An 18,255-nucleotide genomic window follows, 5' to 3' on the forward strand; every position below is an offset into this window, starting at 1 on the left:
GAATCCCCCGCGCTGCTATACTTTCAGGCTTCCCTTTCACTTTGATTTAGCGACGGTTTTTGTCGAAACGACGCCGTTGCACGCCACACCATGCTTGTTCTCGGCATCGAAAGCTCCTGCGACGAAACTGGCCTCGCGCTCTACGACAGCGAGCGCGGCCTGCTCGCGCACGCGCTGCATTCGCAGATCGCCATGCACCGCGAATACGGCGGCGTCGTGCCGGAACTCGCCTCGCGCGACCATATCCGCCGCGCGCTGCCGCTGCTCGAAGAGGTGCTCGCGAAAAGCGGCGCCGCGCGCAGCGACATCGACGCCATCGCCTTCACTCAAGGTCCGGGCCTCGCCGGCGCGCTGCTGGTAGGCGCGAGCATCGCCAATGCGCTGGCGATGGCGTGGAACCGGCCGACCGTCGGCATTCACCATCTGGAAGGGCATCTGCTCTCGCCGCTGCTCGTGGATGCGCCGCCGCCCTTCCCGTTCGTCGCGCTGCTGGTTTCCGGCGGCCACACGCAACTGATGCGCGTGACCGACGTGGGCGTGTACGAAACGCTCGGCGAAACGCTGGACGATGCGGCGGGCGAAGCTTTCGACAAAACCGCCAAGCTGCTGGGCCTCGGCTATCCGGGCGGCCCGGAAGTCTCGCGTCTGGCCGAATTCGGCACGCCGGGCGCGATCGAATTGCCGCGTCCGATGCTGCATTCGGGTGACCTCGACTTCAGCTTCAGCGGTCTGAAAACGGCCGTACTCACGCATGTGAAGAAGCTCGGGCCGAATATCTGCGAACAGGGCAAGGCCGATATCGCACGCGGCTTTGTCGATGCCGCCGTGGACGTGCTGGCCGCGAAGTCACTGGCCGCGCTCAAGAAGACGAAGATGAAGCGCCTCGTGGTGGCGGGCGGCGTGGGCGCGAACAAGCAGTTGCGCGAGAAACTGTCGGCGGCGGCGCAAAAGCGCGGCTTCGAAGTGCATTACCCCGATCTTTCGCTGTGCACCGACAACGGCGCGATGATCGCCCTCGCCGGCGCGCTGCGCCTGCAACGCTGGCCCGATCAGGCCACGCACGACTACGCGTTCACCGTGAAGCCGCGCTGGGATCTGACTTCGCTTTCGCAGCAATAACGCAGCAATCGCTCCAGACAAGCGCCAATGAAAAAGCCGCCTGAAAAAGGCGGCTTTTTTACGTCACTTACGTCACAAGCAGATCGATCAAGCGACGCGCTTGTCGTGCTCGATCACCGCGTACGCGCTGTGATTGTGAATCGACTCGAAGTTTTCGGCTTCGAGCGTATACGCGATCACGCGCGCATCGGCGTTCAGGCGCACGGCCACATCGCGCACGAGGTCTTCCACGAACTTCGGGTTCTCATACGCACGCTCGGTCACGAACTTTTCGTCCGGACGCTTGAGCAGGCCCCACAGTTCGCACGACGCTTCCTGTTCGGCGATCACGATGAGTTCTTCCACCGGCAGATCGCCGTCGAACTCGACATCCATCGTCACATGCGAGCGCTGGTTGTGCGCGCCGTATTGCGAGATCTTCTTCGAGCACGGGCACAGGCTCGTCACCGGCACGAGCACCTTGAGGAACAGGCGCGTCACGCCATCGCGCGCGTCGCCCGTGAGCGTCACTTCGTAGTCCAGCAGGCTTTCCACGCCCGAGACCGGTGCGACCTTCTTCACGAAGTACGGGAACGACACTTCGATACGGCCTGCCTGCGATTCGAGCTTGGCGAGCATCGCCGTCAGCATGGCGCGGAACGTTGCCGGTTCGAGCGGCGTCTTGTTCTCTTCGAGCAGCGCCACGAAGCGCGACATGTGCGTGCCCTTCTGGTCCGCCGGCAGATGAACATCGAGGTTCCATGTGCCGACGCTCGGCTGGACGTCGCCCGCGCCGGTCTTCACGGTGAGCGGATGGCGCACGCCTTTCACGCCCACACGCTGGATCGGGATCTGACGGGTATCGACGGAGCTCTGGACGTCCGGCATCACGAAAGCCGGGTTCATCTGATTCATATTCTTATCCTCAAGTCGCGCCAAATGTGGCGCGCAAATGGCAAGCGCCGGCATGTGCCGGCGCTTGCTGGCGGAACAAGGCAACACGCCCCTTCCGACGGTTCAAGGTATTCGAGCGGCTGCGCCCAAAAAAGAGCGCAGCTTCAGGCTGATTCGATGCCCAGCCGCTTACGCGACGCGCATCACCGACTTGCCCGACGCGTTCGCCGCGCCATCGAGGAAGCGCTCGCGAATGGACTTCGCGATGCCTGCCGCGTCGAGGCCGACGCCCGCCAGCAGCTTCGCCGGATCGCCGTGATCGATGAAGGTGTCGGGAAGGCCCAATTGTAGTACGGGCTTGATAACCCCACTTTCAAGCAGGGATTCCACGCAGGCCGAACCCGCGCCACCCATGATGCAGCCTTCTTCGACGGTCACGAGGTAGTCGTGCGTCTCGGCGAGTTGCTTGATGAGTTCCGCGTCGACCGGCTTCACGAAGCGCATGTTCGCCACGGTGGCGTCCAGTTCTTCCGCAGCCTTGAGCGACGGCGCAACCATCGTGCCGAACGCGAGGATTGCCACGCGCTTGCCTGCCGGTGCGTTGCTTTCGCGACGCACTTCGCCCTTGCCCACCGGCAGCGCGGCCATCTGCTTGACGGTCGCGACGCCCGTGCCCGCACCGCGCGGATAGCGCACAGCCGTCGGGCAGTCCTGCTGGAGCGCCGTGTAGAGCATCTGACGGCATTCGTTTTCGTCCGACGCCGCCATGATCATCATCTTCGGGATGCAGCGCATGAAGGCGAGATCGTACGCGCCCGCGTGCGTCGCGCCGTCCGCGCCGACCAGACCCGCACGGTCGATAGCGAACACAACCGGCAGATTCTGCAGCGCCACGTCGTGGATCAGCTGGTCATAGGCGCGTTGCAGGAAGGTCGAGTAGATCGCGACCACCGGCTTCATGCCTTCAGCGGCCAGACCGCCCGCGAACGTCACCGCGTGCTGCTCGGCGATGCCGACGTCGAAGTAGCGATCCGGGAAACGCTTTTCGAATTCGACCATGCCCGAACCTTCGCGCATTGCCGGCGTGATGCCGACCACGCGCGAATCCAGTTCAGCCGCGTCGCACAGCCATTCGCCGAACACTTGCGTGTAGGTCTTCTTGGCGGGCGTGGTCGACGGCTTGATGCCTTCGGCCGGGTTGAACTTGCCGGGACCGTGGTACAGGACCGGATCGGCTTCGGCGAGCTTGTAGCCCTGGCCTTTCTTGGTCACCACGTGCAGGAATTGCGGACCGCGCAGTTCCTTGATGTTCTGCAGCGTGGGGATCAGCGAATCGAGGTCGTGACCGTCGATCGGGCCGATGTAGTTGAAGCCGAATTCTTCGAACAGCGTGGCCGGCACGATCATGCCCTTGGCGTGCTCTTCGAGCTTGCGGGCGAGGTCGAGCACCGGCGGCGCGTGGCGCAGCACGCGTTCCACGCCTGCACGAGCGGCGGCGTAGAAGCGGCCCGACATCAGGCGCGCGAGGTGGCGATTCAGCGCGCCCACGGGCGGCGAAATCGACATGTCGTTGTCGTTGAGGATCACGAGCAGCGGCACGTCGTCTTCGACGCCACCGTTGTTCAGCGCCTCGAACGCCATGCCGGCGGTCATCGCGCCGTCGCCGATCACGGCGATGCCCATGGCGTTATCGCCCTTGAGCTTGCTCGCGACGGCCATGCCGAGCGCCGCCGAAATCGACGTGCTCGAGTGCGCGGTGCCGAAGGTGTCGTATTCCGACTCGTCCCGCTTCGGGAAGCCGGAGATGCCGCCGAGCTGACGCAGCGTGGACATCTGGTCGCGGCGGCCCGTCAGGATCTTGTGGGGATAGGTCTGATGGCCCACGTCCCAGACGATACGATCGCGCGGCGTGTCGAACACGTAATGCAGCGCGATCGTCAGTTCGACCGTGCCGAGGTTGGACGACAGGTGGCCGCCCGTTTGCGACACGCTGTCGAGAACGAAGGCACGCAGTTCGTCGGCAAGCGGTTGCAACTGGCGGCGATCAAGGCGGCGCAAATCCGCCGGGTCGTCAATGGTTTTCAGCAAGTCGTACATCGTCGTTCCATTGTAGGAAATCGGGCGCTCCCGCACTTCTATCGCGCATTACTTCCCGTTCATGCGCGCGGGCGGGTTGGCGCAATCAGCTGACCCGGTTCACAACCAGATCAGCGAGTTCGGCGAGGCGCTGGGCGCGCGCACCGAACGGTTCGAGTGCCGCGTGTGCATCGGCGCGCAGCTGCTGCGCGAGTGCACGCGAGGCATCCAGACCGATGATCGACACGTAGGTCGGCTTGCCGTCCTTCGCGTCCTTGCCAGCGGTCTTGCCCAGAGTCGCCGAGTCGGCGGTCACGTCGAGAATATCGTCCACCACCTGGAAGGCGAGGCCCACAGCCGCAGAGTACTTGTCCAGCGCGGCGAGCGCATCGGCCGAGGGCGTGTCGCCCGCCAGCGCGCCCATGCGGACCGCGGCGCGCAGCAGCGCGCCGGTCTTCAGGCGGTGCATGGTTTCGAGCTGTTCGCGGGTGAGCGAATGGCCCACGCTCGCGAGGTCGATCGCCTGGCCGCCGGCCATGCCGATCGAGCCGCTCGCCAGCGCCAGTTCGCGCACCAGCGCGGCCTGATGTGCGGCGTCCATAACGTCGGACGTCAACGCGACGAACGCCTGCGATTGCAGCGCGTCGCCCACCAGCAGCGCCGTCGGTTCGTCATATTTGACGTGTACCGTCGGTTTGCCGCGGCGCATGTCGTCGTCGTCCATGCAGGGCATGTCGTCGTGCACCAGCGAGTACACGTGGATCATCTCCAGCGCGCACGCGGCGGCGTCGAGCGCTTCCGGCGTGGCGTTGGTGAGTTCGCCTGCGGCGTGGCACAGGAGCGGGCGCACGCGCTTGCCGCCGCCCAGCACGGCATAACGCATGGCGTCATGCAGGGGCGCGGGCTGCACATCGGCAGCCGGCAAATAGTGATCGAGCGCGCTCTCGACCCGGTCGAGCACCGTCCGGGTCCATTGGTCAAAATTCATAGATCGTCGTCTCCGCCATTTGCGGATGTCGTATTGAGGGGCACGGGCCGCAGCGTTTCGCCGTCCAGCACGCGCACCTGTTGTTCAACCTTTTCGAGCTGCTGCTGGCAGAACTTCACCAGCACCGCGCCGCGGCGATACGCGGCCAGCGATTCCTCGAGGCTCAGACTGCCGCCTTCCATGCGCGCCACCAGCGCGTCGAGTTCCGCCAGAGCGGCTTCGTAGCTCTCGGGCAGGGCTTCGGCGGCGGCTGTCTGAGACGCCGCTGCACCGTCCGCTGCACTGTCTTTCGATGCGGATTTCGCCATCTGGGGCCGCCAAAATGAAACAAGGCGGACATTCTACGGCAAAAGCACCCCGGCCGCCCCGCTCGCCGGCTCGTGTCACCTCTCGACCACATTACCGCGGGTTGCCCAAAACAGTTCCAGAAGGCTTTTTCAGGGCATTTTCTATGCGGTTCCCACTGCGATTCTGTCGCTTTCTTGCCCGCTTCTTGTTCATTTTCCGGTGCAATTCCGGCAAAAATCAGCCACTTAGCTACCCTTTTAAGGGTAAACCGGATATACTTGCCGGCTCCCTAAATCGAATCTTCGATGGTTGGGTTGTTCACTGCTTTCACGTCTAATCGGGAGTGGGAATGTCCAATCTGAGCAATGCATTGCAGCTGAAGTCCATTCACAGCCAGCTGCCAGTCACGGCTTACTTTGACGAAGCGCTACTGAAGCGCGAAATCGACACGCTTTTCCAGAAAGGTCCTCGCTACGTCGGGCACGAATTGATGGTGCCTGAAGCGGGGAATTATTTTGCGCTGCCCGGCGAGAAAGAGGGTCGCGTACTCGTTCGCAACAAGAGCAACGAGATCGAGCTGCTCTCCAACGTTTGCCGCCACCGTCAGGCCATCATGCTAAACGGTCGCGGCACGGCAGACAACATTGTATGTCCGCTGCATCGCTGGACGTACGACCTCAAGGGCGAACTGCTCGGCGCGCCGCACTTTGCGGACAAACCCTGCCTGAACCTGAACAGCACGCCGCTGCAGAAGTGGAATGGCCTGCTGTTCGAGTCGGCCGGGCGCGATGTCGCGCGCGATCTCGCACGCCTGGGGCCGGCCAGACACCTCGACTTCACGGACTATATGTTCGATCACGTCGAGGTCCACGAGTGCAACTACAACTGGAAGACCTTCATCGAGGTCTATCTGGAGGACTACCACGTCGTCCCGTTCCACCCGGGCCTGGGTCAGTTCGTCTCGTGCGACGACCTGAAGTGGGAGTTCGGCGAGTGGTACAGCGTGCAGACGGTTGGCGTGCACAGCCAGCTCGGCAAGCCGGGCAGCCCGACGTACCGCAAGTGGCACGACGAGGTCCTGCGCTTCCGTAATGGCGAGCCGCCCGAGTTCGGCGCGATCTGGATGGTCTACTACCCCGGTCTGATGATCGAGTGGTATCCGCACGTGCTTATCTGTTCGTGGCTGATTCCGAACGGCACGCAAAAGACCACCAATATCGTCGAGTTCTATTACCCCGAGGAAATCGTGCTGTTCGAGCGCGAGTTCGTTGAGGCCGAGCGCGCCGCCTATATGGAAACAGCCGTGGAAGACGACGAGATCGCCGAGCGCATGGACGCGGGCCGCCGCGCCCTGTTCGAGCGCGGCGTATCGGAAGTCGGTCCGTACCAGAGCCCGATGGAAGACGGCATGCAGCACTTCCACGAGTTCCTGCGCCGCGAACTGGGCGAAATCTGATGCTGGCGCGGCCTCTGCCGCCACGCGAATGCAGCAAGGAAAGACGGGCTTAGGCCCGTCTTTTTGTTTAGACTGACGGCATCGGGCCGGTGCTGCCATAGGGCACGTCGGCCACGCACGATCCAGGTATCCAGGTATCTAGATAGAGGAGCCGTCATGCCCCACACGCACTACACCACCCTGATTTCAGCCGCCAACCTGCACGAGCGCATCACCGCCGCGCCGGGCAGCGTGCTCGTCGTCGACTGCCGCTTCGATCTGCTCGACCCGCAAGCCGGGGAGACCGCCTACGCCGCCGGTCACCTGCCCGGCGCGCGCTATCTCCACCTCGACCGCGATCTTTCCGGGCCCAAGACCGGCAAGAACGGCCGCCATCCGCTGCCCGACCGCGCCTCGCTCGTCGCCACGCTGGCCGACTGGGGCTTGAACGCGGGCCAGCAAGTGGTTGCCTATGACGCCCAGGGCGGCTCGTACGCCGCGCGCCTGTGGTGGCTGCTGCGCTGGCTCGGGCATGATTCGGTTGCCGTGCTCGACGGCGGTCTGCAGGCGTGGGAGGCGGCGGGTTATCCGCTGTCGAAGGACGTGCCCACCGCCACGCAAGGCACGTTCAAGGCAGGCGCGCCGTTGCAGGTGACCATCGATGCCGCAGCCGTCGTGCGCAATCTGGGCACGCGCGAATTGACCGTCGTCGATGCGCGCGCCAATGACCGTTATCGCGGCGAGAACGAAACCATCGATCCTGTTGGCGGCCATATCCCCGGCGCGAAGAATCGCTTCTTCAAGGACAACCTCACCGCCGACGGCCGATTCAAGTCGGCGCACACGCTGCGCGAGGAATTCACGGCGCTGCTGCCGGGCATCACGCCGGAGCATGTGGTGCTGCAATGCGGCTCGGGTGTGACAGCATGTCACAACGCGCTGGCGATGGAGATCGCCGGCATGCATGGCGCCGCGCTCTATGGCGGTTCGTGGAGCGAGTGGGTCTGCGACCCGTCGCGTCCGGTGGCGACGGGTGCGAATCCCTGATCGTAGACCATTGACCGTTGGCACGAAGGCGAAAAGCCGCTTACCCGCAAGGGTCGGCGGCTTTTTGCTTGTTGCGCGCCTCACGCAATCGAGTATCGACAAACCTTCAATGAAAATAACCACAACGCTCGCCCTTGTTCCGCTGGCTCTCGTGATGTCGGCGGCGAATGCTGCTTCGTTCGATTGCAGCCAGGCGAAGACGCCGGTGGAACATGCGATTTGCAGCGACCCGAAGCTCTCCGCTTCCGACACGCAACTGCAAAGCGCGTACGAGGCCGCCGTGGCCGCGATGCCGGCCGAGGCGCGCCCCGCCATCCGCGCCGGGCAGCGTGACTGGCTCGGCTATCGCAATGCCTGCGCCCAACCGACGCAGGGGTATAGCTTGCAGCGGTGCCTGACGGAGCGCATCGACGCAAGGATTCAAACCCTTCAGGATGACGCCGGCAAACGCAAGTCATATGCGACGATCCAGGCCATCACCAGCTTTATCCCCGAGCAGCCGGCCACCGCCGCGCAAATGCTCCGGCAATACCCCGACAACGCGCTCGGCCAGGCCTGGCTGGCCTACATCGGACTGCACTACCCGGCCGGCGGCGTCACAGCGAAGGAAGTGAGTTCGGCACTGCGACACGCCGAGGCGGGCGTCGATTCCACCGACCATGACGATCAGGCGTGGACCGAGTACACCGACAAGAAGCAGCCTCGCGCCACGGCGGTTTATTACCTGCTGCGTCTGCTGATGCGCGAAAACCCCGACCCCGGACTGATCACCTGTGCGCACGCGTTCATCTTCCGTAACGACCTGAAAAACGCGTCCGCGGCGTTTGGCGGCATCAACGGTTCGACCCGGGACGCCGGCGCGCCTTATTGCGAACCGCTCAACGGGCTTTTCTGGCTGACGTCGTGGCGCACGATGGATTCCGCCTTCAGCGGCCCGATCGATCTTGCGCTGGAGCACGCCGGGACGATGTCGCGCGGCGTGCTGGCCAACATGAAGCTGGATGCGGTCCACATGTCGATCGCGCCGCAAAGTTATGGCACGGCAACCAACATCGCGAAAATCGACGCTGCGGTGCAAACCATGAAGCAGTGGCACGAAGAACCGGCATGGAGCCGCGCGGATCGCGACAAGGCCATCGCCACGATTCCCGCCGCGATTCGGGAGACGAAAAACTGGGCGATACGCAATTACGGTCTTGCGCCCGACGATGCCCAGCGCGCGGCACAAGGGATCGTCGGGGTCTACCTGGAAAGCTGGATAAGATTTATCCGCGATCCGGAAGACGGCTAGGACGCGGTGGGCAAGTCTGACGGCAAGCAAAGCGCGATCTGCGTTGGCCGCCGGGCGCCGCCCTCAAGCGACGCCGTGCTCCTTGAACCACGCTATCGCGCGCTTCCACCCATCTTCGGCATCGGCCTTGCGATAGCTCGGCCGATAGTCGGCGAAGAAAGCGTGGCCCGCATCGTCATACACGACGAACTGCGAGCCGCGGCCGCCCTGCGGCCCTTGCGCGATCGCCGATTTCATCTGTTCCAGGGTGTCCTGCGGAATGCTGTTGTCCTGCCGCCCGTAAAGACCCAGTACCGGCACCTGAAGATCGCCAGCCAGATCGAGCGGATTGCGCGGCGTATTCGCCGTGTGATCGCCCGCCACGCGCCCGTACCACGCCACCGCCGCTTTCACGTGCGGGTTGTGTTCGGCGTAAAGCCAGGTGATGCGGCCGCCCCAGCAAAAACCATTGACGCCAAGCCGACGTGTGTCGCCGCCATGCTGCGCGGCCCATTCGACCGCCGCGTCGATATCGCCGAGCACCTGCGCATCCGGCACCTTGCTCACCAGTTGCTCGTTCAATTGCTGCATCGTCGGATACGCCGATGCATCGCCCTCGCGCACGAACAGATCCGGCGCGATCGCCAGATAACCGAGCTTCGCAAAGCGTCGGCATACATCGGCGATATGCTCGTGTACGCCAAAAATCTCGTGAATCACGATGATCACAGGCAGATGCGTCTTGCCGCGTGGCTGCGCGCGATAGGCGGGCACGAGCGTGCCGTTCGATTCGAAGCCGATCTCGCCTGCATCCAATCCTTCGGCATCCGTATGAATCGTCTGTGCGGAAACCGGCAATACAGCGGCGGCGAATCCCGTGCCAAGCGCGGCCTTGATAAACGTGCGCCGATCGAACGGCACGTGGGGGACGAGGCTATCGATTTCAGGCTTGAGCATGCAATGCTCCTCGCGATAGAAACAGCGCCATAAAAAAATGCGCCCGCAGGCGCATAGGTGAAATCAGTGCAGCTTGACGCGCGGCAGCGTCGTGCGCCGCAGCCAGTGTGCGACGGTGTCGAGCATCATGCGCGCATAGCCATGCAGCGCGGCGATATGCAGCCGGTACAACGACATATACATGAAGCGCGCGAACAGCCCTTCGATCAGCATGCTGCCGCCAATCAGGCCACCCATCAGATTGCCGACCGCGCTGAAATGGCCCAGCGACACCAGCGAGCCGAAGTCGCGATAGGTGAATTCAGGCAGCGGCCGACCATCGAGCAGATTGCCCATCGACTTGAACAGGAACGAAGCCTGCTGATGCGCGGACTGGGCGCGCGGCGGCACATTGCGATCGGTGCCATGCCATACGCACGCGGCGCAGTCGCCCAGCGCGAAGACGTTATCGTCGATTTCGGTTTGCAGCGTGCGCCGCACGATCAACTGGCCGAGCTTGTTGACCGTGAGACCATCGAGTTGCGAAAGCACCGCTGGCGCCTTGATGCCTGCGGCCCAGACGGTGAGATCGGCGCGGATGGCCTTGCCGCTTGCGGTACGCACCACACCGGGCGCGACCTCGGTCACGCGCTCGCCGGTGAGAACGCGCACGCCGAGCTTCTCCAGCAATTCCGCCGTCGCCGACGACACGCGTTCAGGCAGCGCCGGCAAAATGCGCGGCCCCGATTCGATCACTGCGATGCCCACGTCATGACTCGGATCGAGCTTGTGCAAGCCATAAGCCGACAACACCTGTGCGGTATTGCGCAACTCCGCGGATAACTCCACACCCGTTGCGCCTGCACCGACGATCACCACCTGCACGCGCGGCTCTTCCTTGCCTTCGTGATCGCGCGTGATGACGGGATCGGTCTGATGCTCCGCGCGCACGCACGCCGCGATCAGGCGCTTGCGAAAGCGTTCAGCCTGTTCGACGGTATCCAGCGCGATGGAGTTTTCCGCCGCGCCCGGCACGCCAAAGAAGTGCGTCGTGCTGCCGATGGCAATCACGAGCGTGTCGTATTCGAGCGTACGCACCGGCAGCATCGCCGCGCCGTCTTCGTCCTGTACCGCGCCAAGCGTAATGCGCCTGGCAGTGCGATCGAGTTCAACCAGTTCGCCCTGCTGAAACTCGAAGCCATGCCAGCGCGCCTGCGCGGCATATTCGAGCTCCTGCGTGAACGGGTCCATGCTGCCCGCCGCAACTTCGTGCAGCAGCGGCTTCCAGATGTGCGTTGGATTGCGGTCGACGAGGGTGACCGTCGCGCGCGGCTGGCGGCCACGGCCCACCTTGCCGTAACGGTCGCCTAATCGGGTCGCCAGTTCCAGCCCGCCAGCGCCCCCACCTACAACGATAAAACGATGCATAAATTCTCCGTGCATGTCGATGGGCGTTAGAAGGTCCGACGCTCGCGTGCTTCACGCAATGAAGCGCGACGACGTCGGCCTTCGTCTCATTGTCGGCGGACGGGACGCGCGGCGGCAAGATGTGAAGCTCACATTGAGGTCATGTGCATGCCCTACTTGTGCGTGGCCACCTGTGCGCTCACTGCTTGTCCAACATCACGATTTCGCAATGTGAGTGCGTCAATGCGCCTCTTCCCAATTCGCACCGACACCCACCTCGGCGACGAGCGGCACCTTGAGCTTCGCCACCGAGCACATCAGTTCCGGCAGGCACTTACGTACTTCGGACAACTCTGCATCCGGCACTTCGAGCACCAGTTCATCGTGCACCTGCATGATCATCTTCGTGCCGATCTTGCGCTCGTCGAGCCACTTCTGCACCGCGATCATCGAGAGCTTGATGAGATCCGCAGCCGTGCCCTGCATCGGCGCATTGATGGCGGCGCGTTCGGCAGCCTGGCGGCGCGGGCCGTTGCCGCCGTTGATTTCGGGCAGCCACAGGCGGCGGCCGAATACGGTCTCGACGTAACCGCGCGACTTCGCATCCATACGCGTCTCGTCCATGTAGCGAGCCACGCCCGGATAACGCGCAAAATAGCGGTCGATATAAAGCTTCGCCGCATCGCGCGTGATGCCGAGATTCGACGCGAGACCAAACGCGCTCATGCCGTAAATCAGGCCAAAGTTAATCACCTTGGCGATACGGCGCTGATCGTTGCTGACTTCCAGCGCGGTGACGCCGAACACTTCGGCGGCAGTCGCACGGTGAATATCGTCGCCGCGCGCGAAGGCCGCGAGCAGCGATTCGTCGCCCGAAATATGCGCCATGATGCGCAGTTCGATCTGCGAGTAATCGGCGGAAACGATCTTGCAGCCCGGCGACGCGATAAACGCCTCACGGATGCGTCGACCTTCGCCCGTGCGCACCGGAATATTCTGCAGATTCGGATCGTTCGAAGCCAGACGGCCCGTCACCGCCACGGCCTGCGCATAGTTAGTATGCACACGGCCCGTCTGCGGATTGACCATGCGCGGCAGCTTGTCGGTGTAGGTCGACTTGAGCTTAGAGAGGCCGCGATGTTCGAGCAGCAGCTTGGGCAGCGGATAATCTTCCGCGAGCTTCTGCAGCACTTCTTCGTCGGTGGAAGGCGCGCCGCTCGGCGTTTTCTTCACAACGGGCAGTTGCAGTTTTTCGAAGAAAATCTGGCCGATCTGTTTGGGCGAACCGAGGTTGAATTCGCCTTCCGCCAGCACATAGGCCTCTTTTTCCAGCTCGACCAGACGCACGGCGATCTCTGCGCTCTGCTTTTCCAGACGTTCCGTGTCGATCAGCACGCCGTTGCGCTCCATCTTGCGCAGCACGCGCGCCGTGGGCAGCTCGATATCGCGATACACGTATTGCAGGCCCTTTTCGGGCTCGATCTGCGGGTAAAGCGCGAGGTGCAGTTGCAGCGTGACGTCCGCATCTTCGGCTGCGTATTCGGCGGCCTTTTCCAGCGAAACTTCATCGAAACCAATCTGCTGCGCGCCCTTGCCCGCAACCTCTTCGTACTTGATCGTCTTGATGCCGAGATGGCGAAGCGCAAGGCTATCCATATCGTGCGTGCGATGCGATTCAAGCACGTACGATTCGAGCAGCGTGTCGTGCTCGACGCCATTGAGTTCGATGTCGTAGTTCGCCAGCACCTGCTCGTCGTACTTCATGTGCTGGCCGACTTTCTTGTGCTGCGTGCTTTCGAGCCACGGCTTCAAACGCGCGAGCACTTCATCGATCGGCAGTTGTTCCGGCATATCCGGCCCGCGATGCGCGAGCGGCAGATAGGCGGCGCTGCCCGGCTCGGTCGAAAACGACATACCCACGAGCTTCGCCTGCATCGGATCGAGCGCCGTGGTTTCCGTATCGAACGCGGTGAGCTTCGCGGCTTCGATCTTCCTGAGCCAGGCGTCGAACTGTTCCCACGTCTGGATCGTTTCGTAATTGCGCGGCGCATCGACGAACAGCGCGGGCTGCACGTTGGCGTCTTTTTCCGGCGCATTGCCAGTCGTTGCCGCGGGCACCGTCTGCTTTTGTTCCGAAGCCTCAGTGATCTCGCGCAGCCAGGTCTTGAAACCGTGACGCGCGAAGATATCGCGCATTTCCTCGCGCGCTTCGGGACGCGTGCCAAGCGACGCTTCAATCGACTCCAGATGCGGCGCGAGATCGCAAGCCGTTTCCACCGTGACGAGCTTGCGCGCCATCGGCAGGAAGTCGAGCGCGTCGCGCAGATAACCGCCCACTGCGCCCTTGATTTCGTCGGCATGTTCGACGATGCCGTCGAGCGAGCCATATTGCGTGAGCCACTTCACCGCCGTCTTCGGGCCGCACTTGTTCACGCCCGGCACGTTATCGACCGTATCGCCGATCAGCGAGAGATAGTCGACGATACGCTCCGGCGGCACGCCGAACTTCGCGATCACGCCTTCGCGATCGAGCAGTTCGTTCGTCATCGTGTTGATGAGCGTGACGTGATCGGTCACGAGCTGCGCGAGATCCTTGTCGCCCGTGGAGACGATCACCTTCATGCCGAGCTTTTCCGCCTGGGCGGCGAGCGTGCCGATCACATCGTCGGCTTCCACGCCTTCGACCATCAGGAGCGGCCAGCCGAGCGCGCGCACCGCCGCGTGGATCGGCTCGATCTGAGCCGCAAGCGGCTCCGGCATGGAAGGCCTGTTGGCCTTATAGTCGGGATACCAGTCATCACGAAACGTCTTGCCCTTGGCATCGAACACGCACGCGCTATACTCTGCCGTAACGTCCTTGCGCATACGACGCAGCATGTTGATGATGCCGTAGAGTGCACCTGTGGGTTCGCCGTCGGGACCGCGCAGATCCGGCATCGCATGGAAGGCCCGATAGAGATAGCTAGAACCGTCGACCAGCAACAGGGTCTTACCTTCCAGCTGATTTTGTAGCTTCGTTTCCACGCGTAGTTCTTCAGGCATTATGGACAAGAGAAAAGTGATTCCGAGTCTGCGTTCACTCGCAGATCAAGAGCGCGCAACGGCCAAAAAGGCGCGCGCATCGTGGCAGATGTTCACGATTATGGCAGAGTTTATCGAGGCGACCGAATACCTGTCCGAGATCCGGCCAGCGGTCAGCATCTACGGCTCTGCACGCCTGAAACCGGACTCAAAGTACTACCAGCTGGCCTCCACGATCGCGCGAAAAGTCTCGGATGCGGGCTTCGCCGTGATCTCCGGCGGCGGCCCTGGCATCATGGAAGCCGCGAACCAGGGCGCGCACGCGGGCAAGTCGCCATCGGTGGGTCTGAACATCGAATTGCCGCACGAGCAGTCGGGCAATCAATGGCAGGACATCTCACTGCGATTCCGCCACTTCTTCACGCGCAAAGTGACGTTCGTGAAGAACTCGGATGCCGTGATCGTCATGCCGGGCGGCTTCGGCACGCTCGACGAACTGGCCGAAGTGCTCACGCTGATCCAGACGAAGAAGTCGCGCCATGTACCCATCATTCTGGTGGGCGCGGAGTTCTGGGAAGGACTGCTGGCGTGGTTCCGTTCGGCGCTGGTGCCGATGGGCCTCATCAATCCGGAAGACCTGGATCTGATGCAGGTGATCGACGATCCGGATCAGGTGCTCGAAGCGGTGCTGAAGTTCTACGAGGACAGCGGCGAAGAAGCGGAAGACACGGAACATCCCGCTCGCCCGGACTCGGACGAAGACCGCATGTTCTATCTGTGATGCATTGCGTTTGATGGACTGCGTGGGGCGCCCCGCCCCGCGCATCGACATGCAGCGTGCGTCCTGCGCGCTGCATGTCTTTCCTCACGCTTTCAGGCGCGCTGCTTGCGCGCCGCTGCCACTTTCTTCCTCCAGCCAGCGGCAAAACTGCGCCACGATAGGCGTTTTGGCGATTTCGCGCCGCGCGACCCACCAGTAACCACGCGCATCGAGATGCGGCCCCGCCAGCGGCGCGACGAGCCGCCCTGACGCCAGTTCGTCGTCCAGCAAGGGCAACGGCCCAAGCGCGACACCCAGACCATCCACCGCCGCCTGCAAGGCCAGATAGAAATGGTCGAACGACTGCTTTTTGCGGCACTTCGCCGTGACGCCCGCAGCCGCGAGCCATGTGCGCCACGCATCGGGACGCGTATCGGAATGCAGCAGCACATGGCGCGCAAGATCGTTGGCGTTGTCGATCGGCACGCGTTTGAGCAACGCCGGACTGCACACGGGCAGTTCCGTTTCGCCGAGAAAGTGCCCGCTCTCGCAATCGGGCCAATGCGAGGGGCCGCGCCGCACAGCGACATCGAAAGCATCGAGCGTTTCTACTGGCGCATTCGAGGTTGCCAGACGCAACTCGACGTTGGGATTGAGCCGCTGGAACTGCGATAGACGCGGCAGCAGCCACTTCATCGCAAAGGTGGGCAGCGCATTCACGCGCAAAACGTGAACCACGCCGGTATCGCGCAGCTGTTCCGTAGCGCGTGCAATATTGTCGAACGCAGCCTGCACTGCGCCCAGGTAACGCCGCCCGTCCTCGGTCAGCGCGACGCGCTTGCCATGCCGATGAAACACCTGCACGCCCACCCACGCTTCCAGCGCGGCAACCTGCCGGCTGATTGCACCGTGAGTCACATGGAGTTCCGCCGCGGCGGCGGTAAAGCTGTTGTGCCGCGCTGCGGCCTCGAAAGCGCGCAGCGCGGGAAACGGTGGGAGAGAACGTGCCATGCTTGTGATTCTAGATCACAAAGGAACGGCCAAAAAATCGTTTTGCTGCCCAGCGATTCGGCGCTACGCTCGCAGCTTGTCTCAGAGGTTCCCGCATGAACTCAAATCCCGCCCCCGCCGCCCCGCATGTCGATAGCCACGACGCGCTCGTGACGCCCAGCGTCAAAGACCTGTTCCTGGGCTTTCTCGGCCTTGGTTTCACCTCGTTCGGCGGCGCGTTGCCGCTCGCGCGCCGCACCATCGTCGAGCAGCGGCGCTGGCTCTCCGGCGCCGAATTCACCGATCTGCTCGGCTTGTGCCAGTTCCTGCCTGGCGGCAATGTGATCAATCTCTCGGTGGCGCTTGGCATGCGTTTTCAGGGCTGGCGCGGCGCGCTCGCCGGGCTGCTCGGCTTGATCGCGGGACCCTCGCTGGTGGTGATCGGGCTGGGCGTGCTGTATGAGCGCACGCAGAACGATCCGCATGTGCGCCACCTGTTCGTGGGGCTGGCCGCTGCGGCAGCCGGTCTGCTGGTGTCGATGGCCGTGAAGATCATTCTGCCGCTGCGCCGCGATCCGGCCGCCGCCGTCATCGCCGCGCTTGGCTTCATCGCCATTGCGCTGCTGCGCACGCCGCTGTTGCCGACCATGCTGGTGCTCACGCCTATTGGCATTGCGGTTGCGGCGCGCGCCGCGCGTCGCTCGGGAGCCTCGCAATGAACGCCACGCTGCTTGCGCTCGCGACGATTTTCAGCCAGCTTTCGCTGCTCGCGTTCGGCGGCGGCAACACCATCCTGCCGGAGATGCAGCGCCAGGTCGTGGAGGTCCATCACTGGATGCCCGCCAGCGAATTCAGCGCGCTGTTCGCGCTCGCGCAGGCCGCGCCCGGCCCGAACATGATGATCGTGACGCTGGTGGGCTGGCACGTGGCCGGCTGGGCGGGCATGCTGGTGACGTCGGTGGCGAAGTTCGGGCCGTCGTCGCTGGTGACGATCGCGGCGCTGCACGCGTGGGACCGCTTCAAGGACCGGCCGTGGCGGCTTATCGCGCAGCGCGGGCTCGTGCCGGTGACGGCGGGCCTCGTGGCCGCCAGCGCGGTGCTGATCGCGAAGGCGTCCGATCCTTCGTGGATCGCGTGGGCCATCACGGGCGTGTGTGCGGTACTGGCGTTCCGCACGAAGATTCACCCGCTCTGGCTGCTGGCAGCGGGCAGTTTGATTGGGCTGACGGGGTTCGGGCAGTAGGCCGGCAGCCCTTTACACCGCCACGCGTTCCCCAGCCTGATGAATTTCGCCGCTGCTTTCGCGAGCTTGCACGATGGCCGCGAAGCGCGGCAAAAGACTCGCGGCGTCAGGCGTTTCGCACACGCCGGCGCTCAATGCGTCGGCATCGTAATTTTTGTCGCGCGCCTCGATCGGCATGGCGTGGATATAGGCGCGCATGGCGTCCGTCGAGAACTCCGGATGGAACTGCACGCCCCATGCGGCGCGACCGACCCGGAACGCCTGGCAGGCTTCACCTGCACTGGCCGCCAGTAAAAACGCACCGTCCGGCAAACGCACAACCGATTGCCGATGAACCAGTTGCGCGCCGAACCGTTGCGGCATGGCGTCGAACAAGGGATCGCCCTGGGCGCCCGCGCTCAACCCGACCGTATGCGTGCCGATCTCGAACTCGTGGTTCGCACGATCGGACACGAGCCCACCAAACGCATGCGCGAGCAACTGATGGCCATAGCAGATGCCAAGGACCGGAACGTCCGCGGCGACGCATCGCGTCAGCCATTGCGCCAGACGCTCGCTCCACGGCTCGCGGTCGCTCACCATCGAATGCGATCCGCTCAGCACCACACCCGCCAGATCGGACGGATCGGGCCACGCTTCAATCGTCTGCGCGTTCACCAGCCGGTGCGAAACCGCCTGACCTAAGCCGTTGGCGATCCATGCGCCGAAGTCGCCTTGAGTTTGCGCGATCTGGGGGAAAGTGCTGCCGGTCGCGACAATGAGAACTGGCCTGGACATCATGCTTGAAGGAGTCTGGGAAATC

General features: G+C 63.4%; 16 protein-coding genes. 7 read left to right on the forward strand and 9 right to left on the reverse strand.

Going from position 1 to position 18,255, the window contains the following annotated elements; all coding sequences use genetic code 11:
• Positions 1-90 precede the first annotated feature (90 nt).
• Entirely contained in the window at positions 91-1,119 is a 1,029-nt protein-coding gene (gene tsaD / locus F3J17_RS19185; protein ID WP_167062041.1) for a tRNA (adenosine(37)-N6)-threonylcarbamoyltransferase complex transferase subunit TsaD, read from the forward strand.
• Between the two features lie 87 nt (positions 1,120-1,206).
• On the opposite strand, the gene folE2 is transcribed toward tsaD, so the two are convergent.
• The 4 genes from folE2 to F3J17_RS19205 form a co-directional block, all read right to left on the reverse strand.
• Entirely contained in the window at positions 1,207-2,013 is an 807-nt protein-coding gene (gene folE2 / locus F3J17_RS19190) for a GTP cyclohydrolase FolE2 (protein WP_167062044.1), read from the reverse strand.
• Between the two features lie 168 nt (positions 2,014-2,181).
• Positions 2,182-4,089 (reverse strand): 1-deoxy-D-xylulose-5-phosphate synthase, encoded by a 1,908-nt coding sequence (gene dxs, locus F3J17_RS19195; protein ID WP_167062047.1) that lies wholly within the window; start codon positions 4,087-4,089, stop codon positions 2,182-2,184.
• Positions 4,090-4,174: 85 nt separating this feature from the next.
• Positions 4,175-5,056 carry a farnesyl diphosphate synthase gene (locus F3J17_RS19200; RefSeq protein ID WP_167062050.1) on the reverse strand — a complete coding sequence of 294 codons (882 nt, stop codon included), beginning with the start codon at positions 5,054-5,056 and terminating at the stop codon, positions 4,175-4,177.
• Entirely contained in the window at positions 5,053-5,364 is a 312-nt protein-coding gene (locus tag F3J17_RS19205) for an exodeoxyribonuclease VII small subunit (protein ID WP_167062053.1), read from the reverse strand. The genes F3J17_RS19200 and F3J17_RS19205 overlap by 4 nt, the downstream gene beginning before the upstream one ends.
• Before the next feature lie 329 nt (positions 5,365-5,693).
• On the opposite strand from F3J17_RS19205, the gene F3J17_RS19210 reads away from it, so the two are divergent.
• The 3 genes from F3J17_RS19210 (at position 5,694) to F3J17_RS19220 (ending at position 9,117) form a co-directional block, all read left to right on the forward strand.
• Positions 5,694-6,800, forward strand: coding sequence for an aromatic ring-hydroxylating dioxygenase subunit alpha (locus F3J17_RS19210; RefSeq protein ID WP_027819104.1), 1,107 nt, complete (start codon positions 5,694-5,696; stop codon positions 6,798-6,800).
• A 156-nt stretch (positions 6,801-6,956) separates the two neighbouring features.
• Positions 6,957-7,826: a sulfurtransferase gene (locus tag F3J17_RS19215; RefSeq protein WP_167062056.1), complete on the forward strand. Its 870-nt coding sequence runs from the start codon at positions 6,957-6,959 to the stop codon at positions 7,824-7,826.
• Complete coding sequence (locus F3J17_RS19220; RefSeq protein ID WP_167062058.1) at positions 7,759-9,117, forward strand: lysozyme inhibitor LprI family protein; 1,359 nt, start codon at positions 7,759-7,761, stop codon at positions 9,115-9,117. The genes F3J17_RS19215 and F3J17_RS19220 overlap by 68 nt, the downstream gene beginning before the upstream one ends.
• 63 nt (positions 9,118-9,180) lie before the next feature.
• Here F3J17_RS19220 and F3J17_RS19225 read toward each other — a convergent pair whose 3' ends face one another.
• The 3 genes from F3J17_RS19225 to polA form a co-directional block, all read right to left on the reverse strand.
• A complete protein-coding gene (locus tag F3J17_RS19225) occupies positions 9,181-10,053 on the reverse strand; it encodes a dienelactone hydrolase family protein (RefSeq protein ID WP_167062060.1) in 873 nt (290 codons plus the stop codon).
• Between the two features lie 63 nt (positions 10,054-10,116).
• Positions 10,117-11,460, reverse strand: a complete 1,344-nt coding sequence (locus F3J17_RS19230) for an NAD(P)/FAD-dependent oxidoreductase (protein WP_167062062.1) — start codon at positions 11,458-11,460, stop codon at positions 10,117-10,119.
• 219 nt (positions 11,461-11,679) lie between these two features.
• The gene (gene polA / locus F3J17_RS19235) at positions 11,680-14,481 is read right to left on the reverse strand and encodes a DNA polymerase I (RefSeq protein ID WP_167062323.1); all 2,802 of its coding nucleotides are present in this window, start codon (positions 14,479-14,481) and stop codon (positions 11,680-11,682) included.
• Position 14,482: 1 nt separating this feature from the next.
• Here polA and F3J17_RS19240 point away from each other — a divergent pair, with 1 nt between their 5' ends.
• Positions 14,483-15,241 (forward strand): TIGR00730 family Rossman fold protein, encoded by a 759-nt coding sequence (locus F3J17_RS19240; RefSeq protein ID WP_167062065.1) that lies wholly within the window; start codon positions 14,483-14,485, stop codon positions 15,239-15,241.
• Positions 15,242-15,325: 84 nt separating this feature from the next.
• On the opposite strand, the gene F3J17_RS19245 is transcribed toward F3J17_RS19240, so the two are convergent.
• Positions 15,326-16,231 carry a transcriptional regulator GcvA gene (locus F3J17_RS19245; protein ID WP_167062067.1) on the reverse strand — a complete coding sequence of 302 codons (906 nt, stop codon included), beginning with the start codon at positions 16,229-16,231 and terminating at the stop codon, positions 15,326-15,328.
• A 95-nt stretch (positions 16,232-16,326) separates the two neighbouring features.
• Between F3J17_RS19245 and F3J17_RS19250 the strand changes: the two genes are divergently transcribed.
• On the forward strand, positions 16,327-16,929 hold the full coding sequence (locus F3J17_RS19250; protein WP_167062069.1) for a chromate transporter: 603 nt from the start codon (positions 16,327-16,329) through the stop codon (positions 16,927-16,929).
• Complete coding sequence (locus F3J17_RS19255; protein ID WP_167062071.1) at positions 16,926-17,453, forward strand: chromate transporter; 528 nt, start codon at positions 16,926-16,928, stop codon at positions 17,451-17,453. Before F3J17_RS19250 ends, F3J17_RS19255 begins: the two co-directional genes overlap by 4 nt.
• 12 nt (positions 17,454-17,465) lie before the next feature.
• Here the strand turns inward: F3J17_RS19255 and F3J17_RS19260 are convergent, their stop codons facing one another.
• Positions 17,466-18,233 (reverse strand): glutamine amidotransferase, encoded by a 768-nt coding sequence (locus tag F3J17_RS19260; protein ID WP_167062073.1) that lies wholly within the window; start codon positions 18,231-18,233, stop codon positions 17,466-17,468.
• Between the last annotated feature and the right edge of the window lie 22 nt (positions 18,234-18,255).

It is taken from the genome of Burkholderia sp. Ax-1719 (assembly GCF_011753055.1).
In the GTDB taxonomy this organism is placed as follows: domain Bacteria; phylum Pseudomonadota; class Gammaproteobacteria; order Burkholderiales; family Burkholderiaceae; genus Paraburkholderia.

Bases quoted from the DNA above. Each gene is read 5' to 3' on its own strand.
- tsaD (WP_167062041.1), top strand. From the start codon at position 91: ATGCTTGTTCTCGGCATCGAAAGCTCCTGCGACGAAACTGGCCTCGCG.
- folE2 (WP_167062044.1), bottom strand. From the start codon at position 2,013: ATGAATCAGATGAACCCGGCTTTCGTGATGCCGGACGTCCAGAGCTCC.
- dxs (WP_167062047.1), bottom strand. From the start codon at position 4,089: ATGTACGACTTGCTGAAAACCATTGACGACCCGGCGGATTTGCGCCGC.
- F3J17_RS19200 (WP_167062050.1), bottom strand. From the start codon at position 5,056: ATGAATTTTGACCAATGGACCCGGACGGTGCTCGACCGGGTCGAGAGC.
- F3J17_RS19205 (WP_167062053.1), bottom strand. From the start codon at position 5,364: ATGGCGAAATCCGCATCGAAAGACAGTGCAGCGGACGGTGCAGCGGCG.
- F3J17_RS19210 (WP_027819104.1), top strand. From the start codon at position 5,694: ATGTCCAATCTGAGCAATGCATTGCAGCTGAAGTCCATTCACAGCCAG.
- F3J17_RS19215 (WP_167062056.1), top strand. From the start codon at position 6,957: ATGCCCCACACGCACTACACCACCCTGATTTCAGCCGCCAACCTGCAC.
- F3J17_RS19220 (WP_167062058.1), top strand. From the start codon at position 7,759: ATGGCGGTTCGTGGAGCGAGTGGGTCTGCGACCCGTCGCGTCCGGTGG.
- F3J17_RS19225 (WP_167062060.1), bottom strand. From the start codon at position 10,053: ATGCTCAAGCCTGAAATCGATAGCCTCGTCCCCCACGTGCCGTTCGAT.
- F3J17_RS19230 (WP_167062062.1), bottom strand. From the start codon at position 11,460: ATGCATCGTTTTATCGTTGTAGGTGGGGGCGCTGGCGGGCTGGAACTG.
- polA (WP_167062323.1), bottom strand. From the start codon at position 14,481: ATGCCTGAAGAACTACGCGTGGAAACGAAGCTACAAAATCAGCTGGAA.
- F3J17_RS19240 (WP_167062065.1), top strand. From the start codon at position 14,483: ATGGACAAGAGAAAAGTGATTCCGAGTCTGCGTTCACTCGCAGATCAA.
- F3J17_RS19245 (WP_167062067.1), bottom strand. From the start codon at position 16,231: ATGGCACGTTCTCTCCCACCGTTTCCCGCGCTGCGCGCTTTCGAGGCC.
- F3J17_RS19250 (WP_167062069.1), top strand. From the start codon at position 16,327: ATGAACTCAAATCCCGCCCCCGCCGCCCCGCATGTCGATAGCCACGAC.
- F3J17_RS19255 (WP_167062071.1), top strand. From the start codon at position 16,926: ATGAACGCCACGCTGCTTGCGCTCGCGACGATTTTCAGCCAGCTTTCG.
- F3J17_RS19260 (WP_167062073.1), bottom strand. From the start codon at position 18,233: ATGATGTCCAGGCCAGTTCTCATTGTCGCGACCGGCAGCACTTTCCCC.